At 42.3% G+C, this 24572-nt stretch carries 22 protein-coding genes; 10 read left to right on the plus strand and 12 right to left on the minus strand.

Annotated elements, in window-relative coordinates; genetic code table 11:
* Window positions 1-172: 172 nt before the first annotated feature.
* From NOS7524_RS11465 to NOS7524_RS11475, 3 genes are all read left to right on the plus strand, one after another.
* Entirely contained in the window at window positions 173-823 is a 651-nt protein-coding gene (locus NOS7524_RS11465; protein WP_015138647.1) for a hypothetical protein, read from the plus strand.
* Window positions 824-1361: 538 nt separating this feature from the next.
* Entirely contained in the window at window positions 1362-3848 is a 2487-nt protein-coding gene (locus tag NOS7524_RS11470; RefSeq protein ID WP_235622426.1) for a two-partner secretion domain-containing protein, read from the plus strand.
* Entirely contained in the window at window positions 3835-6519 is a 2685-nt protein-coding gene (locus NOS7524_RS11475; RefSeq protein WP_015138649.1) for a CHAT domain-containing protein, read from the plus strand. Before NOS7524_RS11470 ends, NOS7524_RS11475 begins: the two co-directional genes overlap by 14 nt.
* Window positions 6520-6524: 5 nt before the next feature.
* Here the strand turns inward: NOS7524_RS11475 and NOS7524_RS11480 are convergent, their stop codons facing one another.
* The 4 genes from NOS7524_RS11480 to NOS7524_RS11490 form a co-directional block, all read right to left on the minus strand.
* Complete coding sequence (locus NOS7524_RS11480; protein WP_041555706.1) at window positions 6525-8585, minus strand: ribonuclease catalytic domain-containing protein; 2061 nt, start codon at window positions 8583-8585, stop codon at window positions 6525-6527.
* Between the two features lie 219 nt (window positions 8586-8804).
* Entirely contained in the window at window positions 8805-9020 is a 216-nt protein-coding gene (gene rpsR / locus NOS7524_RS11485; protein WP_015138651.1) for a 30S ribosomal protein S18, read from the minus strand.
* Between the two features lie 2 nt (window positions 9021-9022).
* The gene (rpmG, locus tag NOS7524_RS28560; RefSeq protein WP_015138652.1) at window positions 9023-9217 is read right to left on the minus strand and encodes a 50S ribosomal protein L33; all 195 of its coding nucleotides are present in this window, start codon (window positions 9215-9217) and stop codon (window positions 9023-9025) included.
* A 43-nt stretch (window positions 9218-9260) separates the two neighbouring features.
* The gene (locus tag NOS7524_RS11490; protein WP_015138653.1) at window positions 9261-9818 is read right to left on the minus strand and encodes an RDD family protein; all 558 of its coding nucleotides are present in this window, start codon (window positions 9816-9818) and stop codon (window positions 9261-9263) included.
* A gap of 261 nt (window positions 9819-10079) precedes the next feature.
* Between NOS7524_RS11490 and NOS7524_RS11495 the strand changes: the two genes are divergently transcribed.
* From NOS7524_RS11495 to aroF, 4 genes are all read left to right on the plus strand, one after another.
* On the plus strand, window positions 10080-11354 hold the full coding sequence (locus NOS7524_RS11495; RefSeq protein ID WP_015138654.1) for a molybdopterin molybdotransferase MoeA: 1275 nt from the start codon (window positions 10080-10082) through the stop codon (window positions 11352-11354).
* 61 nt (window positions 11355-11415) lie between these two features.
* Entirely contained in the window at window positions 11416-11685 is a 270-nt protein-coding gene (gene rpsO / locus NOS7524_RS11500) for a 30S ribosomal protein S15 (RefSeq protein ID WP_041555707.1), read from the plus strand.
* 12 nt (window positions 11686-11697) lie between these two features.
* Window positions 11698-12168 (plus strand): PAM68 family protein, encoded by a 471-nt coding sequence (locus tag NOS7524_RS11505; protein ID WP_015138656.1) that lies wholly within the window; start codon window positions 11698-11700, stop codon window positions 12166-12168.
* Window positions 12169-12438: 270 nt separating this feature from the next.
* Entirely contained in the window at window positions 12439-13497 is a 1059-nt protein-coding gene (gene aroF / locus NOS7524_RS11510) for a 3-deoxy-7-phosphoheptulonate synthase (RefSeq protein WP_015138657.1), read from the plus strand.
* 72 nt (window positions 13498-13569) lie between these two features.
* On the opposite strand, the gene NOS7524_RS11515 is transcribed toward aroF, so the two are convergent.
* The 3 genes from NOS7524_RS11515 to NOS7524_RS11525 form a co-directional block, all read right to left on the minus strand.
* Window positions 13570-14166, minus strand: coding sequence for a hypothetical protein (locus NOS7524_RS11515; protein WP_015138658.1), 597 nt, complete (start codon window positions 14164-14166; stop codon window positions 13570-13572).
* 212 nt (window positions 14167-14378) lie between these two features.
* Entirely contained in the window at window positions 14379-15233 is an 855-nt protein-coding gene (locus NOS7524_RS11520; RefSeq protein ID WP_015138659.1) for a helix-turn-helix domain-containing protein, read from the minus strand.
* Between the two features lie 115 nt (window positions 15234-15348).
* Complete coding sequence (locus NOS7524_RS11525; protein WP_015138660.1) at window positions 15349-15972, minus strand: class I SAM-dependent methyltransferase; 624 nt, start codon at window positions 15970-15972, stop codon at window positions 15349-15351.
* A gap of 94 nt (window positions 15973-16066) precedes the next feature.
* On the opposite strand from NOS7524_RS11525, the gene hemH reads away from it, so the two are divergent.
* Window positions 16067-17233 (plus strand): ferrochelatase, encoded by a 1167-nt coding sequence (hemH, locus tag NOS7524_RS11530; RefSeq protein WP_015138661.1) that lies wholly within the window; start codon window positions 16067-16069, stop codon window positions 17231-17233.
* A 263-nt stretch (window positions 17234-17496) separates the two neighbouring features.
* A complete protein-coding gene (locus NOS7524_RS11535; protein WP_015138662.1) occupies window positions 17497-18120 on the plus strand; it encodes a hypothetical protein in 624 nt (207 codons plus the stop codon).
* 80 nt (window positions 18121-18200) lie between these two features.
* Here the strand turns inward: NOS7524_RS11535 and NOS7524_RS11540 are convergent, their stop codons facing one another.
* The 5 genes from NOS7524_RS11540 to NOS7524_RS11560 all read right to left on the minus strand — a co-directional run bounded on the left by NOS7524_RS11540 (window position 18201) and on the right by NOS7524_RS11560 (window position 22679).
* Window positions 18201-18764, minus strand: a complete 564-nt coding sequence (locus NOS7524_RS11540) for a DUF4126 domain-containing protein (protein ID WP_041555280.1) — start codon at window positions 18762-18764, stop codon at window positions 18201-18203.
* A 539-nt stretch (window positions 18765-19303) separates the two neighbouring features.
* On the minus strand, window positions 19304-20599 hold the full coding sequence (gene purB, locus NOS7524_RS11545) for an adenylosuccinate lyase (protein WP_041555281.1): 1296 nt from the start codon (window positions 20597-20599) through the stop codon (window positions 19304-19306).
* A gap of 51 nt (window positions 20600-20650) precedes the next feature.
* The gene (locus tag NOS7524_RS11550; protein ID WP_015138665.1) at window positions 20651-21184 is read right to left on the minus strand and encodes a DUF421 domain-containing protein; all 534 of its coding nucleotides are present in this window, start codon (window positions 21182-21184) and stop codon (window positions 20651-20653) included.
* 40 nt (window positions 21185-21224) lie between these two features.
* Window positions 21225-22127: a YihY/virulence factor BrkB family protein gene (locus NOS7524_RS11555; RefSeq protein WP_015138666.1), complete on the minus strand. Its 903-nt coding sequence runs from the start codon at window positions 22125-22127 to the stop codon at window positions 21225-21227.
* 315 nt (window positions 22128-22442) lie between these two features.
* Window positions 22443-22679, minus strand: a complete 237-nt coding sequence (locus tag NOS7524_RS11560; RefSeq protein ID WP_015138667.1) for a hypothetical protein — start codon at window positions 22677-22679, stop codon at window positions 22443-22445.
* An 873-nt stretch (window positions 22680-23552) separates the two neighbouring features.
* Between NOS7524_RS11560 and NOS7524_RS11565 the strand changes: the two genes are divergently transcribed.
* The gene (locus NOS7524_RS11565) at window positions 23553-24554 is read left to right on the plus strand and encodes an ATP-grasp enzyme, D-alanine-D-alanine ligase (protein WP_015138669.1); all 1002 of its coding nucleotides are present in this window, start codon (window positions 23553-23555) and stop codon (window positions 24552-24554) included.
* Window positions 24555-24572: the final 18 nt, after the last annotated feature.

Consider the following 24572-nt stretch of genomic DNA (forward strand, 5'->3'; position numbering starts at 1 on the left):
GAGGAAGATGAGGGGGAAAGAATAACGCTTATATTGACCAAATTTCACTACTAATTCTCGACTTCCCCATCTCCCCCTACTCTCAACTCAACGAATCTTGGAGGAGAGTGACACGTAATACTAATATATTCTTGCTGATGCTTATAACTTCTTGCCTTTTGTCCTGCCTATCATGGTTGAATTCGATGAACAGCTACGTAACTTAGTTTCTCAAGTCTGTGGACACCCTCCTGGTAGTCCTCAACGTCAGAAGCTACTTACACAAATTATTCGTCTGAGTTCTAAGAAACTTTGGCGAGAAAATACCCCCTACTATCAAGACGCATTACAACAAACTTGGTTATATTGCTGCCGCAATATTTGTGAAGGTTTGACAGGGCAAAAATATGATCCTACCTATGGTAGTGTTGTGACTTGGCTAAATGCTTATTTAAAACGCAGATTACAAGATTTTTATATCAATCAAAATAAAGAACAGGCGATAACGGTATCGTTAAGGATTCGCCAGTCTAAATCGGGTGATAGTAGCGAAACTATTGATCCTGTCGAAAACTTGGCGGCTACCCCTGAAGCACCACCAATTTTAGAAGAGTTAGAAACTTGGATCAAAACAGATCCCACGGGAGATTTACGCAGCACTCATATTAAAGGCCGTCCTGATGTCAACTGTCAGGTGTTAATTCTCAAGCGCCTACCTCCGGAAGTGAGTTGGAAAGAATTGTCTGAAGAATTTGGGTTAGCGATTCCCACCTTAAGCAGTTTCTATCAACGCCAATGTTTGCCACGTTTGCGTAAATTTGCTGAGTCAGAAGGTTTGATTTAAAGACAGATAATGAAAATTGAGCGATCGCAGTTGTTCTAGCGATCGCTTTTAAATCAGCTTTTACTAAAAAAATTATAAAAACCACGAAAAAGCAGTAACTTTTTCCAGCCAAAAATTAGATATTACTTATAGTTAATACCAATAAGGTAAGTAGCTCAGTGTTAAAAATTATCGCTATGGCAAGGCAGGAGGCAGGAGGGAAGAGGGTTTGAGCCTAGTTTATTTTTCTTAACATAGTTGTGTTTTTTCCCACCGACTTACTTAATACCAATTCAAAGATTATTTGCAATACCTCAATCATCTGTAGGAGTGCAAGGCCTTGCGCCCCTAAATAATTTATTGGCCACATTCTTTTTTCAATTGGTATAAAAATCATGAATTAGGCGAATCTTATATATTCTTCACCTAATTTTGATTTCAATTAAACAAGCATACAAGATATGAAATAGCAACAGATTAAGTTATTAGGTGGCTTAATGTGTCTTCATTTATATTCAAAATAAAATCAAAGTTACAATTCTGTATCTGGATTAGTAGCTTGTTATTTTTTTTCTTAGATTCAAAATCAACAACAGCAGAAATAATTCCAGATACAACCCTACCCATAAATTCTACTGTCAGACCATCAGGAAGCATCAGAATTATTGAAGGGGGTACTCAAAGAGGAGAAAATTTATTTCATAGCTTTCAAGACTTTTCTTTCTCTGTGCTGACAAGAAATCGCACAGGAAATACAGCCTTATTCAATCATGATTTAGGCGTAAAAAATATCATCACTAGAGTCACAGGCAGTTTACCATCTAGGATTGATGGCTTGATTCAAACTCGGCCAGGTAGCACAGCAAATTTATTTTTAATTAACCCAAGAGGTATAATTTTTGGTGCCAGTGCTATTTTAGATATTGGGGGTTCTTTCATAGCGACGACAGCTAATAGTGTCAAGTTTGCTGATGGTATAGAATTTGGTGTTAGTAACTCTGAAACATCACCATTATTAACAGTAAGTGTGCCTGTAGGTTTGCAATTTGGCAATAATCCAGGTACGATTACACAGCCAATTTCTGACTTTATCCCTTTAGGTTTAGAAGTTTCTGAAGGTAAAACTTTAGCATTAATTGGCGGTGATGTTTCTTTAGTAAATAGCTTTTTGGCAGCCCCAGGCGGCAGAATTGAGTTAGGAAGTGTGACTAACAATAGTTTTGTTAGCCTCACGAAAATTGAGCAAGGTTACGCTTTAGGATACGCAGATATTGGTAGCTTTGGAGATATTCAACTGACAGCAGGTACAATTGTCGATGCCAGTGACTTTCCTCGCCTCAATCGGGGTGGTGCTATCCAAATTCAAGGCAGAAATATTACTCTGGATGATTCTCTAGTTTTTTCTGTCACCTTCGGCTCAAGCACAGGTGAAAATTTGGTAATTAATGCTAGGGAATCGTTGAGATTAAATAATAGTTCTAACATTGCTACGGCGGCTCAAGGTGCAGGTAAAGCCGGAGATATTTTGATCACAGCCCAAGATACTGTACAACTAGGCGCAACATCATTTATAAGTTCACAAGTTTGTCCTTTGGGTGGAAACTGTGAAACCGTTACAGGGAATGGTGGTAACGTGACAGTTGCAACTAGACAAGTGTTGCTGACAGATGGTGGAGGTATAGAAGTTTCCACCTTTGGACAAGGAAATACAGGTAATATCCTAGTCACAGCTAGAGAAAGCATCAATCTGATTGGGGAAACTCCAGATGGCAATATTCCCAGTGGAATTTCTGCTCAAGTTGATCAAGATGCCATAGATAATCCAGGTAATGTCGGGAATATCACCCTCGAAACCACAAATTTAACTATTCAAAATGGGGCGCAAATCTCTAATGCTGCTAGGTATTCGGGTAAAGGGGGAAATATTACAATCAACGCCGCAGATAATATCTTGATTAGTGGCGCTTCACCATTTGCCACAACTTCACCTGTAGATATTTATCGTAGCGGTATTTTTGTCTCTGCCCAACCCGGTGCGACGAATAACGTCGGTTCATTGGATATCAATACTCAATTGCTGACTGTAGAAGATGGCGGGAGAATCACAGCCGATAATTTTGGTGCAGGTGAGACGGATATACAACAGTTAAATGTCGGTAAGTTGGTAATTCGGGATGGGGGAGAAATTAGAACAGGTGCATTTGGCGCAGGTGCTAGTGGAACTTTGATTGTCAAGGCTAGGGATGGCGTAGAAGTTACGGGTTCTGGAAGAATTGCTGAGAGTAATGTTGCTAGTAGCTTGTCTAGTAGAACTGAAGGTGACGGTAAGGCAGGCAACTTAATGATTGATAGTAAAAGTCTATTAATTGCAGATGGTGGAGAAGTTGCTGTTAGTAGTCAAGGTAATGGTGAGGTAGAGAATTTAGAAGTTACAGCTCGTGATGTGAAATTAGATCAAGGTAAGATCACTGCATCTGGAGGTGCTAATATCACGTTTAACCTCAGAGGTTTATTGCTACTGCGTAATAATAGTCAAATTTTGACTAGGGCAGGTGGCAAGATTGCCATTAACTCACCGTTTATCGTGGCTTTCCCTCAAGAAAATAGCGATATCACCGCTAATGGGGAAGGTGGGAAAGTGACAATCAATACCAAGGGCATTTTTGGTTTAGTTGTACGTAGTCGAGAGGAACTTGAGCAACTTTTGGGAACTACCGACTTTAGTCAACTTGATCCTCAACGTCTACCAACTAACGACATTACAGCCTTCTCTCAACCTATCCCATCATTAAATGGCTTATTCACTATCAACTCCCCAGAAGTGGAACCTAGCCAGAGATTAGTCCAACTACCTACAGATATTCATTTATCCCAGCAGATGACTATAAGTTGTAACCCTGCCTCTGCTGTACCTAATTCCCATAAAATTGTTGAAGCTCAGGGCTGGATGGTCGATGCTCATGGCAACATTGTTTTAGTTGCTCAAAAAACAACTAATCATCTACACCCTTGGTTGCCATCTGCTGCTTGTCATGTTCATAAATAAATTTTTGAGAGTCTTTTGTCATTATTTATTAGGTAAAAAGCCAAAAATAAAACTCAGTTTATTTATATACTTTCTGGTTGGTTTAGTCTTGACAATCAATATCCCTGTACTGGCTGGCGAGGGTACACTGGGAACTTCTAAACCTGCGGTGAGTATGTCACTGGCTGCGTCGCAGTTGGTGAATACTGACAGTGACTTGTTGATAGAACAGGGTAAATCTTTATACGATGCTGGACGGTTTGCTGAGGCGGTACAGGTATTACAACAGGCAACCCAAGCATATAAGCAGCAGGGAGAAAGTCTGAAATTGGCTGCCACTCTCAGTAACTTGTCTTTAGCCTATCAACAACTTGGGGACTGGCAAGCAGCAGAGGCAGCCATTAAAACCAGTCTGGAATTACTCCAAGCTCAAAAAAATGACAAAAACCTGCAAGTATTAGCCCAATCTTTGGATATTCAAGGACGTTTGCAATTGGCAATGGGCAAACCAGAAGCAGCCTTAGCAACTTGGCAACAAGCAGCAGAAATTTATCAGCAAGCTAAAAACCCTATTGGTGAAGTGCGATCGCGCATCAATCAAGCCCAAGCTTGGCGCACTCAAGGATTTTATCGTCGGTCTGTACAAATTTTGGCACAAGTCAATCAAAAATTACAATCACAACCAGATACTCTAGAAAAAGCAGTAGGATTGCGATCGCTTGGTGATGCTTTAATGGTAGTCGGAGATTTAACTCAGTCGCGTACTATCCTAGAGCAAAGTCTCACAGTCGCCCAACGTTTACAACTGCCAACGGAGACAGGCGCTAGTTTATTTAGTTTAGGCAACAATGCACGAGCTAGACAGCAAATACCAGAAGCTATTGACTACTATCAACAAACAGTAGCCAAATCCGCCTCACCCCTCACCAAAATTCAAGCCCAACTTAATCACCTCAGCCTGTTGATTGACAATCAAAAATTCTCAGAAACTCAAACTTTAATTCCCACCATTCAAACTCAACTTAACCAACTCCCCGCCAGTCGTGCTGCTATCTACGCTCAAATTAATTTCGTTCAAAGTCTAATGAAAGTTTTGAGTTCTGAGTTGCCAGTGCTGAGTAAAAATTCTCATTCAGTATTAGGAACTCAGGATTTAGCGTTGTTACTTGCCAAGACAATCCAACAAGCCCGCAGTTTGAATGATAAACGCGCCGAAGCTTACGCGCTGTTGAGTTTGGGTAACTTGTATGAGCAAAATCAGCAATGGCAAGAGGCACAAAGCCTGACTCAGCAGGCGTTAGTGTTAGCTCAAGGTAGCAATGCAGCAGATATTACCTATAAGTTGGAGTGGCAATTGGGGAGGTTATTCTGGGCGCAGAATAACATATCAGGTGCGATTGCCACTTATGATGCGGCAGTAGAAACCCTGAAATTTCTCCGCAGTGACTTAGTAGCAGTCAATCAAGATGTGCAGTTTAATTTTCGGGACAGTGTTGAACCAGTCTATCGGCAATCCGTAGAGTTGCTGTTACAGTCCCAATCGGCAGAAATTACCGAAAAAACTTTAGATAAAGCCCGCCAACGCATGGAAGCCTTACAGTTGGCAGAGTTAGATAACTTCTTTCGGGAAGCGTGTCTGCAAGGTGAAGCTGTACCAATAGATACAATAGTAGACCAAGATAACCCCACCACAGCTATCCTGTACCCGATTATTTTACCGGAACGGTTTCAGGTAATTGTTAAACTGCCTAATAAACCCTTACGGCATTACAGCACTCCAGTTAGCCAGAAACAAGTAGAAAAAGTTCTCAGCGAACTGAGACGAAATTTGGTAAATCCCACTGCTACCAAAGCGATTAAAACCCAATCACAACAAGTTTATAACTGGTTACTCAAACCCATTGAGGCAGAACTCGTTGCCAGTGGAGTGAAAACATTAGTATTTGTACCTGATGGTGGGTTACGAAATTTACCAATGGCGGCACTTTATGATGGCAAACAGTATTTAGTGGAAAAATATGCGATCGCTCTTAGTGTTGGTCTGCAACTCCTTGATCCCAAACCCCTAGAGCGTCAAGAACTCAGAGCTTTAACGGCTGGACTCACTCAGCCCCCACCAGAGTTTCCCAACTTTGCGCCCCTACCCGCCATCAAATCAGAAGTCAATCTGATTGCCAGTGCCGGAGTTGCCATTACCAGTCTTTTAGATCAGCAATTCACCCGCGAAGCATTAGAAAGAGAGGTGAATACTGTGTCATTTAACGTTGTGCATTTAGCAACTCATGGTCAATTTAGTTCTCGTGCCGAAAACACCTTTATTTTGGCGGCTGACGGCCCGATTAACGTCATTCAGTTCGACACCCTACTTCGCAGTCGCAACCAAAACCAACCGGGCGCAGTAGAACTATTAGTATTAAGTGCCTGTCAGACAGCAACCGGAGACAACCGCGCCGCCCTAGGTTTAGCAGGAGCCGCAGTTAGAGCCGGCGCACGCAGCACCGTCGCATCCCTATGGCAAATTGATGACGAATCAACAGCCTTGTTCGTTGGTGAATTTTATCGAGAACTGAAAAGCCGCAAAGTTACCAAAGCTGAAGCACTCCAACAGGCTCAACTCAAACTACTACGACATCCCAACTACCAAGCACCTAGCTTTTGGTCTGCCTATGTGTTAATTGGGAATTGGTTGTAAACTACCTAATTCGCTGCTGTCTGGGCTTCTTGATAAATAATTTCTTGGAATTGAATCATATCTTTTCGTGGGTCAGAAAAGCTGACTTTGACTAACACTTGTTCGCCCAAGCTAACTGCACGTCTGAAAATCATCGGTAACTGCAAGCCTAAATCTTCTAACAGTATGAGTGCTAAATTACTATCTTCTCGCAACCACATTAACACTGTTACTTGCCAAATTTGCTCAGGATGACGGCGTAAATACTCTAACGCCCAATATTTATTGGTTTGCCGTTCTACCATTGTTAATTCTTGAGTGGTACTGGTGACGGTCATCATCACTTCTTTGAGTTGTTCGGCGGAAAAGGGCGGTACTTCCCCCCGTAAATGGGCTTTGAGTTGAAAATGGGTGAGTAAATCACTGTAGCGCCGGATAGGAGAAGTCGCCTGAGTGTAAGTATCCAAGCCTAAACCAGCATGACGCACAGGAGTAATACTCATTTCACTCTTGGGCATACAACGCCGCATTGCACAGGCGCGGACAAATCCCGCCGGTAGCTGGAGTAATTCTTGTTCTGGGGGTAATTCTGGCTGTGGTTGTCCACGAAAGGGTAAGGGGATGTTATGTTTTTGACCATAACGCGCTGCTACTTCACCAGCGAGAATCATCATTTCTGCTACTAACTGCCGCGATGGGGAATCATCTAAGATGTCGATGCTGATGTCGTCATCTTTAACTTTAATCATCGCCTCTGGCATATTAATACTGATCGCGCCTTGATTATACCGCCAAGCTTTACGCTTAGTTGCCCAATTGGCGATCGCTTCAATTTCTGGTTCTGCTTCTACCCCTAATTCCAGCATCTCATCTACATCTTCGTAGGTGAGGCGGTAGGTAGGTTTAATTAAACTCGGATGAATTGTAAAGTCTTCTACTGCCCCATCTGCATCTAAAATAATCCCAAAGCTCAAGGCACAACAGATTTTTCCCTGCACCAAACTCATCGGTCCAGTTGCCAAGACTTCGGGGAACATGGGAACCATCCCTGTAGGCAAATATACTGTACTACCCCGCTTTCTAGCCTCTAAGTCTAAATCATCTTCTGGCGCTAACCAACGAGTGGGATCAGCAATATGTACCCACAGTCTATCTCTACCATCAGAAAGTATTTCCCAACTCAGACCATCATCTATTTCTGTGGTACTTTCATCATCAATGGTGTAGACCTTGAGGTGAGTCAAATCAAGACGATTTGTATCTGAGTCTATGGGGGGGTAATCTAAACGCTGTTGCGCCACTTCTAATACCTTGCTAGGAAACTGAACTGGAATTAAAGAACGACGCAGGAATAGGTTCTCATTCGTACTCCACCACCCCAAGTCTACCAATAATTGAAAAGCTCCTTGGGGTGTAGCGTGTCGCCCCAACATATTCATTGTTTCTAAAACTGGTGCTGGAGGAGGATAGGCACGGGCCAGCGAGTCATAATTTACTCCTGCTCGCACGATATCCGCCAACAGTGCTGCATACTTTTCTAATGCTTCTAGACGTTGGCGATCATGGCGCTGCCATTCTACTACTTCCCCTTGGAGTGCTTGCTCTACACGCATCAAGAATTCTTGCTGTTCCCTAGCTTTCAGAGCTTCTACTTCTATTTGGTGCTTGCGTTCTGCTACCTGAGTTGTCGTTCTCGGTTCGTAAGTATCACCTTTTTGCTTAAAGTAGAGTTTGTCATCTGAGAGTAAACAATGGGCGGCGTAACAAGGCGCTGAGTCTGATTCAGAAAACAGCAAATTTGCCATTTGGGACGGCGTGACTGTTTCCCCTTCCTCTACCAATAATTCCCAAGCTACTTCTAAGCTTGAAGGGTCTAAATAAGGCTTGACCTGCTCTAAAAAACTGGCAATGTCAGATGGTTTGTAGGTCTGACCGTTAACCGTATAGGTCATTTGTCTAGGCGCGAGGCTGTGGGATTGACCTCGTTCATCGATCACAAACCAACGGGTCTTTCCGTCTGGACGGTCTACTACCCCCAAACGGCGATCGCCTTGAACCCTAAATTCAACTAGCGTCCCCTTCTCCACAACTCTCGCACTTATGATTGGTTGACAAATAAATTTTAGATTTTGGAGTTCAATAATGGCTACTAAATCCAAAATTCCATGATTTTCTAGATGTAGAACAAGTTTCCCTGCTAACTGAGATTTTAGATTATGGACTCAGACAATCGAAAGCCACATATCATCATCTATGCAGCTTCTCCCGTTTATCCAAAATCTAAAATGCTCGGTAACAACTTGCTCTTAACCTTCGGCATTGATAAATGGCAATAATGCCACAAGACGAGCGCGTTTAATTGCTAATGTCAAGTCTCGCTGTTGTTTAGCAGTTAGCCCCGTAATCCGACGTGGTAATATTTTACCCCGCTCGGTAATAAACTTACGCAACAAGTCAACATCTTTGTAATCAATTGGTTCTCCAGGCTTAATTGGAGACAAACGACGACGGTAATAGCTCATCTTTACTTGATTTCCTTGTGAACAGTATGTTTATTACAATGGGAGCAGAACTTGCTTAGTTCTAAGCGGTTGGTGGTGTTACGACGGTTCTTAGTCGTGGTATACCGGGAAACACCAGGGGATCGCTTATCTGGATTCGTTCGACACTCAGTACATTCTAGTGTCACTACAATACGGACACCTTTACTCTTAGCCATAATCTTACAAACGCTAAAGCCTGAAGAGAATTAACACAAATAACTATCTTCTCACATTTCGCCGCAAAGTTTCAACTAATCGTTTGATTTTTATATCTAACGAGTAGCCCCGACGCGACGAAACAATGAAAGTTCCAGCATAACGGTCATGCAAAGTTTGCCGCATCTGCGTATCAGATAAAGCAGCACCACAGTCAATTGCTAGGGGAATCACTAGCAGTATAACAGTAGGATTGGCGCGAATATTGCTCAAGGCAATGGACACCAAAATTGCACCAAAGCCAATTATAGCCTCTCTTTTCAAGAGTACCTGCAACTGGGGAATTCTGCCGACCACTTGCCCATTCTGTACTTCTAGCACTTTCAAGTCAAACGCCCAACGTCCCAAACTTTGACCTTGATTGTTATAAGCCAACAGCACCCGCAAAATTAGCCAACCAAAGATAAAAACTAGAATTTGGATGAGTTGAAAACCGATTTGATTACTTCCCAATAGAGAACTGACTAGCCAAACAACGATAAAATCCAATCCCAAAGCCATACCGCGCCGATTAATCTCAGCTTTAGGATAGTGTTGTTGGGGAACTCGTTCGATAGTCATAACAATGGGGATTGGGGATTGGGGATTGGGGATTGGGGATTAATTAGAACTTTCCCTTGATCTCCCTTGTTGCACCTTGCCTTTATTCTAAGTATATTTCCTATCTCAGTTTTGAAAGCTACCGCCAGAACAGGGAGGAAAAATCCCCGCGATCGCTCTGAGTGCCTACACTAGAAAGAGTGATCAGCAGCATATGTCTAAGCCAGTTGACTTATTTGAACTAGCTCAAGTGATTACCAGTCTATTAGAACAAAAATAACTATGCTATCAGTCAGGGATGCAGCAGATATTATTTTTAATTTAGTCCAGCCATTAGATCCCCAACAAGATACAGAAGTTGTAGATTTATTCGCCGCCAACGGACGTATTTTAGCAACACCAGTCACCAGTCCTTTAGATTTTCCTCACTGGGATAATTCAGCGATGGATGGCTATGCGGTACGTTATGAAGATGTTCATAATGCTAGCACTGAACAGCCAGTTAATCTAGAAATTGTCGAAGAAATTCCCGCAGGATATCAACCAAAGTTAACCTTACAACCAGGACAAGCCGCACGAATTTTTACAGGTGCGGTAATTCCCCAGGGTGCGGATACTGTAGTCATGCAAGAGATGACGCACCGGGAAGATCACCGCGTTTTGATTCTCACTACACCCCAACTAGGGGAATTTGTCAGACGCAAAGCCTCTTATTATCAAGCAGGGACACAATTGTTACCCGCAGGTATTAAGTTAACTGCGGCAGAAATTGCCGTTTTAGCTGCATCTCAATGCCCTCAAATCAGGGTTTACCGTCGTCCCCGTGTAGCAATTTTTTCTACAGGAGATGAATTAGTCACAGTTAATCAACCTTTACAACCAGGACAAATTGTTGATTCTAATCAGTATGCCTTAGCTGCTTTAGTGCAGCAAAACGGGGCAGAAGCGATATTATTAGGCATTGTCAAAGATAACCCAGAAGCCTTACAACAAACTATTAAGCAAGCCATCACCAACGCCGATATAGTAATTTCTTCCGGTGGTGTTTCCGTTGGTGATTATGACTATGTAGACAAAATTCTTGATGGGTTAGGCGCAAAAATCCACATCCGCGCTGTAGCAATGCGTCCAGGAAAACCCCTAACCGTCGCCACTTTCTCTAATTTCTACTCCCCAGTCCCTAGTCCCCAATCCCCTATATATTTTGGTTTACCAGGAAACCCGGCGGCGGTGTTGGTGACTTTTTGGCGATTTGTGCAGCCAGTTATCCAAAAACTAGGGGGAATTGCTGAGGGTGGGAAACCGGAATTTATGAAAGTGCGATCGCGTGATGAGCTGCGATCGGACGGTAAGCGCGAAACTTATATTTGGGGACGCTTACATTTAATTGATGGAGTTTACGAATTTCACAAAGCTGGAGGTAGTCATAGTTCCGGCAACTTAATTAATTTAGCTCAAACCAATGCTTTAGCCGTGCTACCAGTAGACACAACATTAATTCCACCAGGCGAAAAAGTAGATATTTTGCTATCCCAAGTGATGTCACACACAACTTAAGGGCTGTGATATGATGGGAGACTGCTGCATACATTTAGAAAAAATCGAAATTAAACTAATCATGGCTCTGACGCAACAGCGCAAACAAGAAATCATTTCTAGCTACCAAGTTCATGAAACTGACACTGGCTCTGCTGATGTCCAAATCGCTATGCTAACTGCACGTATTAACCGTCTGAGCGAACATCTCCAGGCTAATAAAAAAGACCATTCTTCCCGACGGGGATTGTTAAAGCTGATTGGTCAGCGCAAGCGCCTTCTGGCATATATTCAAAAAGATAGCCTGGAAAAATATCAAGCCTTAATTCAACGCTTAGGTATTCGTGGATAGGGACTAGCATTTATGCCTGCTGAAGAATCGGAACGCAGTCGTTTGCCATTTGAACCAAAAACCAAACGCCAAAAACCTGCAAAAGCTAAAAGTAATCCACCAGTAAAATCGAAAGAACCTGAAAAACAGGAAAAACAGCAGCCACCTTTTACTAAAGAAGAGATGGCTATTCCCCAGGTGGTGAGCCAGCGTATGATCCGCCGAGTAGCGGCTTTTTGCGGGATTCCCACAGCCCTGGGTATTTCCGCTTTAGTTGTCAGTTATCTACTTGCCACCTACTCTGATATCCAATTGCCTCCCATTGCTGTCTTATTAGTGAATATGGGACTTTTTGGTTTAGGTGTGCTAGGGATCACCTATGGTGTTCTCTCTGCCTCTTGGGACGAAGAAAGAGTTGGCAGTCTACTAGGTTTTGGTGAATTTACCACCAATTGGGGACGAATGGTAGACGTTTGGCGCGAAACTCGGCAGAACAAAGCATGACAAACGGCGCTCAGGTATTTACATAACTGTGATTTTGGGCCAATTTTTAGAGTCAATGTTGGAGTTTACACATGATAACTTCAACATTTCTAATGAAAAATTTATATTTTTAAGATTTAAACCCAATATGCAGTGATCAAAGCACCGAGCGCCGAATTTTGTTACGTATAAATATCTATTCTTAGTTTCTCATTACTACACTAAATATATAAGAACCAAGATAACCGCCTACTTGTTTGCGCTTTTACGCAATTAAACAGGAAAATTATTATGATTGTAGTCATGAAAGTTGGTTCCCCAGAAGCGGAAATTAACCGGATTAGCGAGGAACTAATTAATTGGGGTTTAACACCAGAAAAAATTGTTGGTAAACACAAGGTAGTAATTGGTTTAGTAGGTGAGACTGCCGACTTAGATCCATTACAAATTCAAGAAGTCAGTCCTTGGATTGAGCAGGTATTACGAGTAGAACTGCCTTATAAACGAGCTAGCCGCCAATTCCGTCACGGCGAAGCTTCGGAAGTAGTGGTTAATACGCCAGATGGTCCAGTTGTATTTGGTGAACACCATCCTTTGGTAGTGGTGGCTGGCCCCTGCTCCGTAGAAAACGAGGAAATGATTATCGAGACGGCGCAGCGAGTCAAGGCAGCCGGAGCTAAATTTTTACGTGGCGGCGCATACAAACCCCGGACATCACCATACGCCTTCCAAGGACATGGTGAGAGTGCTTTAGGATTATTAGCCAAAGCACGAGAAGTCAGTGGTTTGGGGATTATTACAGAAGTGATGGATGCGGCTGAACTGGAGATCATCGCCGAAGTGGCTGATGTGGTTCAGGTAGGCGCAAGAAATATGCAAAACTTCTCCCTATTGAAGAAAGTAGGAGCGCAGCCTAAACCCGTATTGCTGAAGCGAGGAATGGCAGCTACTATTGAAGATTGGTTAATGGCTGCTGAGTATATTCTGGCAGCAGGCAACCCCAATGTAATTTTATGTGAGCGGGGCATTCGTACCTTTGACCGCCAATATACTCGCAATACCTTAGATATATCCGTAGTGCCAGTCTTGCGGAAGTTAACGCACCTACCCATCATGATTGATCCCAGTCATGGTACAGGTTGGGCGGAATTTGTGCCGCCAATGGCTATGGCTGCGATCGCAGCTGGCTGTGATTCCCTGATGATTGAAGTTCACCCCAACCCCAAAAAAGCCCTATCAGACGGGCCACAATCTCTAACACCAGAGGCTTTCGACCACTTAATGCAAGAATGGGCAGTGATTGGTAAAGCTGTAGGGCGTTGGCCACAACCAGCCGCAGCTTTAGCGTAAAAATAGGGAGAGGGGAGTGGGCTAGATAAATATTAGTATTCTCCCCTGTTCCCTGCCCCGCTAATGATTTGTCTAACTGGCTAACTTTCTTGTTTTTCCCAGAGAAATTAAGCGAAGCATCATTGCTAAAACTAACAAGGCGAAAAAAGGTAAATAGGTGGGAAGAGACTGGGGAAGTTTGAGACTAAATTCTACTGTAAAAGCTAACCAAAAATAGTACATTCCAGTGGTGTGTAATATCTGCCACCATCGTTTACCTAACAAAGTTGCTGAACGACGAAAAGAAGTTACAGTCATGGCAAAGAGGAAAACGTAACCTAAAATTGCCAGGAAGCCAAATTTGGGGCTATTGCCAGAGGTAACAACCCAGAGTCCAGTCCAGGCGATCGCATGATAAGTATGGGATACTGCCATTGATACTCCCCAATAGCGGCGATTGTGCAGAAGCCATGCAGTATAAGGTGTTGACCAAATTTTGTGTAAGGCAGAGGCGACAAAAGCGCCGAGAAATAAGATACACGAGGTGCGGGCTGTGGCTCTAATCGCCATTCGCATTCCTAACTCATCCATACCATTAAATAGCCAAATTACAGCTAATATCGCCCCAATCACCAGGGTAGAAAAACCAACGATACCCCATCCTTGAAAAGAAATTCTAGTACCTCTCATCTGGAGAAAATCCTTCAACCAAAATTGCTGATATAGCAGAAGGCAATAGGCAATAGGCAATAGGCAATAGTAAAATCCATGTCATGAATGAGTTTGAGCTTTTAGCCATGTCCTAATCGCCTTGCCTACAGCTATAGGTACTGAGTTTAGCGATCGCCTGCGGTTGCTGTCTTGCTGATTCTTCCGAAAAATGTTCTTATCTTCCGAAAGTTTTAAAGAAATTTTCTATAGGCATTGGGTGTAGTTGAGGTATGTTGGCGAAATACTCTAGTGAAATGACTTTGATTTTGAAAGCCGACTCGCTGACAAATTTCTACCAGTGTTAACTCATGTCTGCGAAGCAGTTCCTTGGCTTTTTCAATTCGGCATTTTGTCACATATTGATAAGGCGTAAAACCTGTAGATTGCTTGAATAAACTAGCAAAATAATGTGAACTCATGTGAACTGAGGTAGCAATTTTGTCCAAAGTCAAATTTTGGTCTAAATGTTCATGGATGTAGGCGATCGCATCCTTGAGCTTATACTTAGGTAATCCGCCGTTACACTCTGGAATTTGCTGTGGGTGTGAGGCATATCGCCGCAATAAATGTGCAGATAACGCCGTTGCCATTGATTCCGCATACAGCTTACTGTCGGCTTTGCCTGCTTGCAACTCAGCCATCAATGCTAATCCCATATGTTCAATCAAAGGATCACGTAACTGCAACTGTGGTACGATCTCGATTTTGTCTGCGTCCACAAATTCATAAGTAACACCAGCCAGAGTCGCAGGTTCTAGAAATAGTTCAACTAATCCCACTTCACAAGATACCTGCGCTCTAGGAAACATTTGATCAGCAGGAAAAATCGCAATATCACCCTTAGTATAATCAACATACTGCCAACTATTGTTGAGCCTCCAGCCAACACGCACATCTTCAAGGCAAATCACAATGAAATGCTGTTGCAATAACATTTCTGACATTTCGTCAGCAGGCTCTCGCTCATAAATCAGGTTTAAGCCATTCCATCCCAGTTCATAGCTTGAGAGTAAATGTAAATGCTCTGGAATTTCGTTGTCAGACACGGTTGGTATTGACGTTGGTTGACTGTTTTTAATTTACCAGTAAGTAGAAGCCAGAAGGTAGGAGGCAGAAAAACAAGGGAGAAAACTATTGCAAGAGTGCCTATTGCCTAAAAATTCATTTTTTCGCTTGAATTACTTGCAAACTACCACCTGCATACAAAGTTGGCTGATTGACATCAAACCCAATCTTAGTTAACAAATCAACTAAATCAGTTTTAATTAACTGCCAAGCTGTTTCTGTCTCAAACAAGAGTAAAAATATCGATAAACCTGGCCAAAATATGAGATTAGTCGGAGCATGAAAATCTACTAATGTAAACACGCCTCCTGGTTTTAACACTCGGTAAACTTCTTGAATAATTGCTTGTAATTGTTCTGGTTGCATTTCATGTAAAGCTGCACTGGTATGCACCACATCAAACTGATGATCTGCAAAAGGCATTTTTTCCGCAAAAGCTTCTACATAAACCGCTTCAGGGACATTCTGTCGCGCTCGTTGTAAAGATAATGGTGAGGCATCAAGTCCTGTTACATTTTGTGAATATTTAACTAAAAATTGCGTTGCTTGCCCACTACCACAACACAAATCTAAAATGTGAGTGTCTGAGTGAATTGTTAACCCTTGCAAAGCTAATTGGCGAAAACGGGCTTCTCCGCCGACACTGATAGCCGCTACACGAGCGATCGCATCATATAGCCACTGATAACGATAACTTAAATCTCGTAAAATTGTTGCCATTGCACCTTTGTGAACTGTTAAGCTTTATATTTAATAAAGATATATTGTTAACAATAGTAAAAAAAACTGAAAAGGTTGGGGGAAAATAATAGCTATGGGTCGTGTAGGCGTTTTATTACTCAATCTCGGTGGTCCCGATAAGTTAGAAGATGTAGGGCCGTTTTTGTATAACCTGTTTTCAGATCCGGAAATTATACGCCTACCGTTTCGATGGTTGCAAAAACCCCTAGCTTGGTTCATTGCCTCCCGGCGTACTAAAACATCACAACAGAACTATAAGCAAATTGGTGGTGGCTCTCCCTTGCGGCGGATTACGGAAGCTCAAGGAGAAGCTTTAAAAGCACAATTGAGTGATTTGGGGCAAGCAGCCAATGTTTATGTAGGAATGCGTTATTGGCATCCTTACACCGAAGAAGCGATCGCGCTCCTCACTCAAGATAAGATTGACAAGCTGGTAATTCTGCCATTATACCCGCAATTTTCCATCAGTACCAGTGGTTCTAGTTTCCGGCTGCTTGAAAGACTTTGGCAAGAAGAGCCAAAACTGCAAAGTCTTGATTACACCGTTATTCCCTCCTGGTATAAACAACCGAGTTACTTACAAGCAATGGCGGAACTGATTAGGCAAGAACTGGAACAATGCCCTAATCCTGATCAGGCTCATGTCTTCTTTAGCGCCCACGGCGTACCTAAGAGCTATGTAGAAGAAGCAGGCGATCCCTATCAGCAAGAGATTGAGGAATGTACTGCGCTGATTATGCAAACCCTCAATCGTCCTAATGCCCACACCCTCGCTTACCAAAGTCGTGTCGGCCCGGTAGAATGGCTGCAACCCTATACAGAAGATGCCCTCAAAGAATTAGGCGCACAGGGAGTGAAAGATTTAGTTGTCGTCCCTATCAGCTTCGTCTCCGAACACATCGAGACATTACAAGAGATTGATATTGAGTATCGGGAAGTCGCCGAAGAAGCAGGAATTCACAATTTCCGTCGTGTACCCGCACCTAATACCCATCCGGTATTTATTAGAGCCTTGGCAGACTTGGTGATTGATGCTCTCAACAAACCCAGTTTCAAGCTGTCACAAGCCGCCCAAATGAAGAAAAGGGTGAAAATGTATCCCCCTGAAAGTTGGGAATGGGGTATGACTACTAGCGCGGAAGTTTGGAATGGTCGAATTGCCATGCTGGGCTTTATTGCTTTGATTATTGAGTTGATTACAGGTCAAGGTTTGCTGCACATGATTGGACTTTTGCAGTAAGGGGCTTTCAGATAAAAAATATCCAAAATGTAGGGTGCGTCAGTGAGAGAAAATCTAACTATACCAACAAATAATCATACTGACGCACCCTACTAACCTGATCTTCAAGTTGTGATTGTCACCTCCCTCCCTGGGGAGGTTTTTGTCTTTAGATGTAGTATTTTGATATCTTTGTGCTTCCCATAATAAGTAGATGTAACTAGAGAAAAATTGCGAGAACATCACCAGTAAAGATGGAATTTTTGATTTACTGGCGGTGAACAATGAAAAAATTAATTTGGTTTTCTACTTTAAGTCTAGCGATCGCAGCAACCAGTTTACCTGCTCTAGCTCAAATACAACCAATCCAGCCCAGACAACAAATCCCACCTGGACAACAAATCCCACCTAGACAGCAAATCCCACCTGGACAACAAATCCCACCTGGACAACAAATCCCACCTGGACAGCAAATCCCACCCGGACAACAAATCCAGCCCGGACAGCAAATGCAACCAGAACAACGCAGCCAGTTTGAGCGCACTGCTCCCCAAATTAGCAGTACGACTGGTTTCCGTGATGTTCATTACATCAGTGTGTATACGGGAGAGCAGCCGTTATCCTATATTGCAGTTCGTCCACCTGAAATCGTTAACATTGGCGAAGGTGGCATTGAGATCACAGATCAGACTGGTCAGCGAATCGATGCTAATGTCTCTAGAGACGGTGACATAATTAGGATTAATTTTTTACAACCAGTACCTCCAGCCTCCAGTTTACAAATCGCTTTTAGAGATTTGGGGCTAGATATTCCAGGACGCAACTTTTATCTATATGAAGTTGCTGGTGGGCATATTGGTTATCGCCGAGAAATACCTTATGGTTTTGCTCAAGTTCAGGTTTTTTAAATTAACACAAGACTGGCTCCCCCTTGAGTGTGGCTTGCTTTTCCCCAATGCCTATTACCTCCGCTTCAAATCCCCTTAATTTATTGATGGGGATTTCCCTGTTTCCTCTTAATGTGGTGATACCAGTCATACCACTCTTTAGCACTACGCAGGGCAAACCAAAGGAGGATTAAAGCAATTAATCCTCCTTGCCAGGGAGCATCAAAGGCAAATAGCACTAGAGCAATACACAAAGTATCTTGCAGAAAAACTGCCCACAGTGGCAAACCCCGCAAGCGATAGAACCAACCAACCTGCACCAAATGGAGTACCAAAGCGAATAAACCGCCAATGATAGCAATCAACCAATGGGGTGTTGCTGTGGCTGAAGCTACTGCTAAACCCATGATTGCCCCCACGAGGGGAGACAATAATAACTGAATAATTTGTAAAATTCTTTGTCCCCAAACTTTTTTTGAGGCGCACAATTCCAGGAATGACAAACTGCTCAGACAACCTAACAAAACTGCTGGGGATATATGAGATAAAACAGGAACACGTGACCACAAATCACTACCCTGCAACAGTCCAATAATTAATAAGGGTACGCCTATTCTCAAGCCTGCTGCCGCCGAAGCCGAAAGTAAGGCTAAAATTTCCATAATTTCAGACTAAAAACGTGAATAAATCAACAAATATCTGCTGTTTAGACTACCCACGACTGACGGCAAGTACAGCACCATCTACGGCGCTTGAGCAATACAATACCCATTCTTTTCAGTAACTTTACATTTTTTAGTAAATGAACTACCCCTGGCTAACTTCGTTTGAGCCAGGGGTTTCTACATCCCCCAGCGTAGCCTGAGATTTTTGACGCTTCCTCTGACCCAGTTTCTTCATGCTTCCAGCAGTTTTGCGGGTACGTGAAGTAGAGCTAGAATCATCTGCGCCTACTAGGTTCGTTCCAAACCCAGGTAGTTGGTTTGAATGCCAAAGCAACATCTGCGCCACTAGAAATAGTCAAACAATATATCCGTTCTCAGGACAAACCCGAAAGATCATGTTGTCAAAAGCTCAACTGTCCCATTGCTTGTTTTACCTGTGGTCAAAATTACCAATAGGACGTTTCGCTTTTGACCCGCTTACATCCCCTCCCTGCTAAAAGCTGCGGAAGGGGAATTACGCGGATTTTGTTAAATTGGTATTAAATCCCCAATCTTTGGTAAACCTGATCTAAGTGACGCAGATGTTGCTGTGGATCAAAACATACGGCAATTTCTGCTGGTGAGAGATTTTGAGTTACACGGGAGTCTTGAGTAATCAGGTCGTGGAAGTTGCCTTCTGGCTTGTTCCAGGCAGCGTGAGCGTTTTGTTGGACGATCGCATAGGCTTCTTCGCGGCTCATGCCCTTCTCTACTAAAGCTAGTAGCACTTTTTGGCTGAATACTACCCCACCATAGCAGTTGAGATTTCGCGCCATGTTTTCTGGATACACCAACAGGTTTTTCACCAAGTCGGTAATTTCTACCAGCATAAAGTGCGTCAAAATACAAGCGTCTGGCAAAATCACCCGTTCTACAGAACTGTGAGAAATATCCCGTTCATGCCACAAGGCGACATTTTCTAAAGCTGCACCGGCATGACTTCTAACTAGCCGCGCCATTCCCGTCAACCGTTCGGAACGGATGGGGTTGCGCTTGTGTGGCATTGCACTAGAGCCTTTTTGTCCTTTCGAGAAGAATTCTTCAACCTCTAGAACGTCGGTTTTTTGCAGATTGCGAATTTCTACAGCAAAACGTTCTATAGAGGCGGCGACTAGGGCTAATTGCTGCACATAATCGGCGTGGCGATCGCGGGAGATGACTTGTGTAGAAGCGGTATCTGGTTGCAGTCCGAGTTTTTGGCAAGCGATCGCTTCTACTCGTGGTTCAATATTGGCATAGGTTCCCACCGCGCCGGAAATCTTACCTACAGCAATGGAGGCGCGGAGAATTTGCAGTCGTTGTTGGTGGCGCAACATTTCAGCTAACCATCCCGCCAGTTTAAACCCAAAGGTGATGGGTTCGGCATGAATCCCATGCGATCGGCCAGCCATGACTGTATAACGATGTTCTCGTGCTTTTTCGCGGATCACCTGAATTAAATTTTCCAGGTGTTGGGCTAACACATCCAGACTAGCAATCATTTGCAGTGCTAAAGCCGTATCTAGCACATCGGAACTGGTTAAACCCAAGTGAATGTAACGTCCAGCATCGCCTACATATTCATTGACATTAGTCAAAAAAGCGATGACATCATGGCGGACTTCCGCCTCTATCTCCAATACTCGCTGTGGATCAAAATTAGCCTTGGCTTTGATTTCCTCAACAGCCGCAGCTGGAATATAGCCCAGTTCAGCTTGGGCTTCACAAACTGCAATTTCTACCTGGAGCCAGGTTTTGAACTTATAAGCTTCAGTCCACAGGTTGCCCATTTCGGGCAAAGTATAACGCTCAATCAACGTTCGCGGCAGAATACAACTGTCATATTCTACAGTCTAATTAGCACATCTTCAGTCTAATTTTTGTGGTGCTGTGGTATTAGTTTTTGGCTCATAAGTGATGATACTGATGCTACCGTCAGTTTCCATATACGCCAACTTGACTTCATCTAACAATTCCACACCTTGCTGGCGTAACTTACTCATCAACTCATCTTCTGTAATCAGTTCTTGTTGCAGATGCCGTCTGATGATTTTACCGTTTTTGATTAACAAGATGGGGGGAGGATTCAGAAATCTCTGTACAGCAGGTAGTTTGTAGCCTAACCAGTTAAGAAAGTAGCTCCAAAAAATTACTGTTGCAACTAAAATTGCCCCTTCAGTAATTGATGTATAGTTACTGGCCATGGCATTTTGGGCGGCTTCGGCAAATAACACCACTACAAGCAAATCCGTAATTCCCAGTGTGCCAAGTTGTCGGCTAGGCAGTAAACGCAACACAGAAAATAGTGCTAAGTAAACTAAAGAGCCACGTACCACTAATTCTACAATGCTGATACTAGGAACAAAAACTGCACGCCAATCAATATAAAACCATTTATCCATGTCAAGAAAAAAATTATTCCTCACTCCCTACTCGCCATCTCTACTTTCGTGGATTAGTCGCATTTTTTCCATTGATATATGTGGCGTGGCGTGATGGGACAATGCGTTTGCCGTGCTTCCTGGCGTAAACCTGGGTAAACTCAGCCCCAAAAAACAGAATTTGGGCGGTATAGTAAACCCAAGCTAAGACAACTACAACTGAACCCGCAGCACCGTAAGCTGACGCAAAACCAGTATTAGCTAAATATTGTCCTAATAATAACTGACCTAGAACAAATAACACTGAGGTAATAGTAGCACCGATCAAAACATCACTCCAAGCCAGTCTCACATCAGGTAGGACTTTAAAAACTAGCCCAAATATGAAGGTAGCGATCGCCAAAGACAAGATAAAGTTAACTATCTGCCACAGGAAAGGAATACCTGGGATTAAAGCACTAAAATAATTTACCAATGCTGTTAATGTTGCACTGGCTATCAGGAAAGCTAAAAGCAAAACGCCAACACCCACTACCATGGCAAAAGATAACAAGCGTTTGCGAATGATGTTTTTTACACCACTTTCTGGACGTGGTTGTACATCCCAAATGGTATTGAGAGAATCTTGTAGCTCGGCAAATAGACCAGTGGCACCTAATAGCAATACTACGATACTAATTAGAGAAGCTATTGTTCCAGCTTGTGGTCTGTAAGCATTTTTGATAGCTAGCTCAATAAATTCTGCACCATCTTGACCGACTAAACTTTGAATTTGGGAAACAATTTCTCCCCGTGCTGCTTCTTGACCAAATACTGCACCTGCGATCGCAATTACAATAATCAGCAATGGTGCGATGGAAAAAATTGTGTAGTAAGCTAAAGCTGCTGCCAAGCGCGAGGCTTTATCTTCACTCCATTCTCGAAACGCCTCTTGAAAAAGCTGCCCAATTTCCCGCAAATTCATTTAATTATTCTCCCTACAGGAAAGATACCGCGTCTTCACCTTGATATATTTGATACTGATTTATTCAGTAATCGCATCTTTCCTAGGGTACTTGTAATGCTTCCTCAAGAGAGAATTTACTTGGCTCAGGATTTAGGCAAGTGTCATCAATGTTTCGTTGCGGTAGGCAATAGTCATTCTCCTCTATTCACCCTGCTTGCCTTCATGTAGCAGTCGTGGAATGCTTGAGTATTAGGGTTAGGGGATGACATTCATCACGTCTGCACCCTGTACTACCCATACCCCTATACCCTTAGCGATACCCATACCTCAAGCTTAAATAGCTGCTTCTTCACGGTGACAATCAAAAACAACCATGAAAGAAGCATTTGGTACTACTTGACGCAGATGTTGCATATAACCATCGGCATCAGAACGACTGCGAAAACGAGCCACAATTTCACGACTGGTATCAGGAAGTAAACGGGCGATCGCCCAAGAATTTAGCCTTTGTTTGTAACTGTTTGGCTGCGTTTCCGAGATTGTTGCTGTGTGATCAGTATTTTGTGGCATGATTATCTTAACCGTATTAAGTTTCAGTCAGGGTGTTAGTGACTGTCTCAGCAGAGAAGCACTAGCCCTTTTTTTATGATTCTGCCACCTTGTTATTCGATTATTTTTAAATTGTCAACACCGAGTGATATATTTTAGACTAACTAAGTTATAAATTCAGTATTTAGTATTATCCTCAAAACCTGGCAATGGCAATTGGTAGCAAGAATAATCAGACTTAGCAATAAATCTCAGTCACTCTTGCATTGAGACTCTCAGTATAAATTTGCCTAAGCTAAAAACATTACCAGTATAGGTTTTCTCTATTTTTAAATAAATACTTATTAATACTTAACACAAGTAATCTGACAAAAATATCTAGGACTGGTGTAGATGTAATTAAAATAATTAAAGCCATAAATCATCTTTGAAGAATTTGGTTTTCATGGACAATATAAATATTTAATTAATATCAAGATTTTTATCTCAGTAGAACGACTTCAAAAAACAAAACTATGTTAAATAATGTAACAACAATAAGATTTGGTTCGTAGTAAGGACTTTAGTCCTTTTTTGTTCCCTGCGGGACGCTGCGCGAACGCGGAGTGTCTGTCTACAACACGCTATGCGTTGGCGTAGCCTCTGTCTACGACACGCTCCGCGAACGGAGAGAACGCAAAGAGAACTAAAGTTCTCTCTACAAACCTTTAATTATTTAACCTGTTCTACTTATATATTTAAATATAAATTTAAATTCTCTTATCCCTTTGGATTAATTGCAAAGATGAGCATAAAAAATGATATTGTAATTAACCTAAATAATCAGTTTTTTCTCTTGACCAATCCTTGCAGTTTAGATACAATCTTTGCAATAAATTATACTTTTGGACAAAAATGCCATTAGTAACGTCAATCATTCAAAAAATAGCGCCCCAAATAGGTGCAGTGGTTGTTATAGACCCAGAATATCAATTAGTGGGACATATTACTTTTAAAAACGGACATAAAGCTTTTTTTAGTGCCACCAAATTAAATATTAATGGTTTCGGTTCAGCAGAAATTGCCAAAGATAAGGGTTATTCAAATTTTTTTCTCAAGCATTTTGGTTATCAAGTGACTGAGGGGCAAACATTTTTTAGTCAAAAAGTCTGTGAAAAAATAGGTAATAACCGCAATATTGATGCAGGATTTGAGTATGCTAAAAGCTTAGGATTTCCTGTGATTGTTAAACCTATCAATCTCAGCCAAGGGAAATTAGTCACCAAGGTTCATCATAAAACCGAGTATTACCAAGTAGCTAAAAAAATATTACGATTCAATTCAGGGCTAATTGTTGAAAAATTTTATCTGGGCAAAGATTATCGAGTTGTAGTTATAGATGATGAAATTATTGCAGCATATCAAAGGCTGCCTTTATCTATAGTAGGTGATGGTAAATCTAGTGTTTTGCAGTTACTCTACCAAAAACAAGACCAATTAATTCAAAACGGTAGAAAGAAAATTATCGATTTTGATGATTTTCGGATCAAACGCAAACTCCAAAGACAAAATCTCAATTTTGAGAGTATTATTCCCAACGGTAAGATTATTTATCTTTTAGATAATGCGAATTTATCCAGTGGTGGTGAGGCAGTAGATGTCACAGAAACCATCCATCCTGACTTTCAAAAACTAGCGTTGAATGTCGCCAAAGATATGGGGTTAAGATTAGTAGGTTTGGATATTATTACCCATGATATAACTAGACCATTAGTAGATTATGTAATCATTGAAGTGAATGGCTCGCCTAGTTTAACGCACTATGCAGCAATTGGAGATGCACAAACAAAGAGAGTCGAAGATTTATATCTGAAAGTTCTCAAGGCGCTGGAACAAGATTACAAGTACAAAAATTGATCAAAACAAAGGCAGTTC

It is taken from the genome of Nostoc sp. PCC 7524, from assembly GCF_000316645.1.
In the GTDB taxonomy this organism is placed as follows: domain Bacteria; phylum Cyanobacteriota; class Cyanobacteriia; order Cyanobacteriales; family Nostocaceae; genus Trichormus.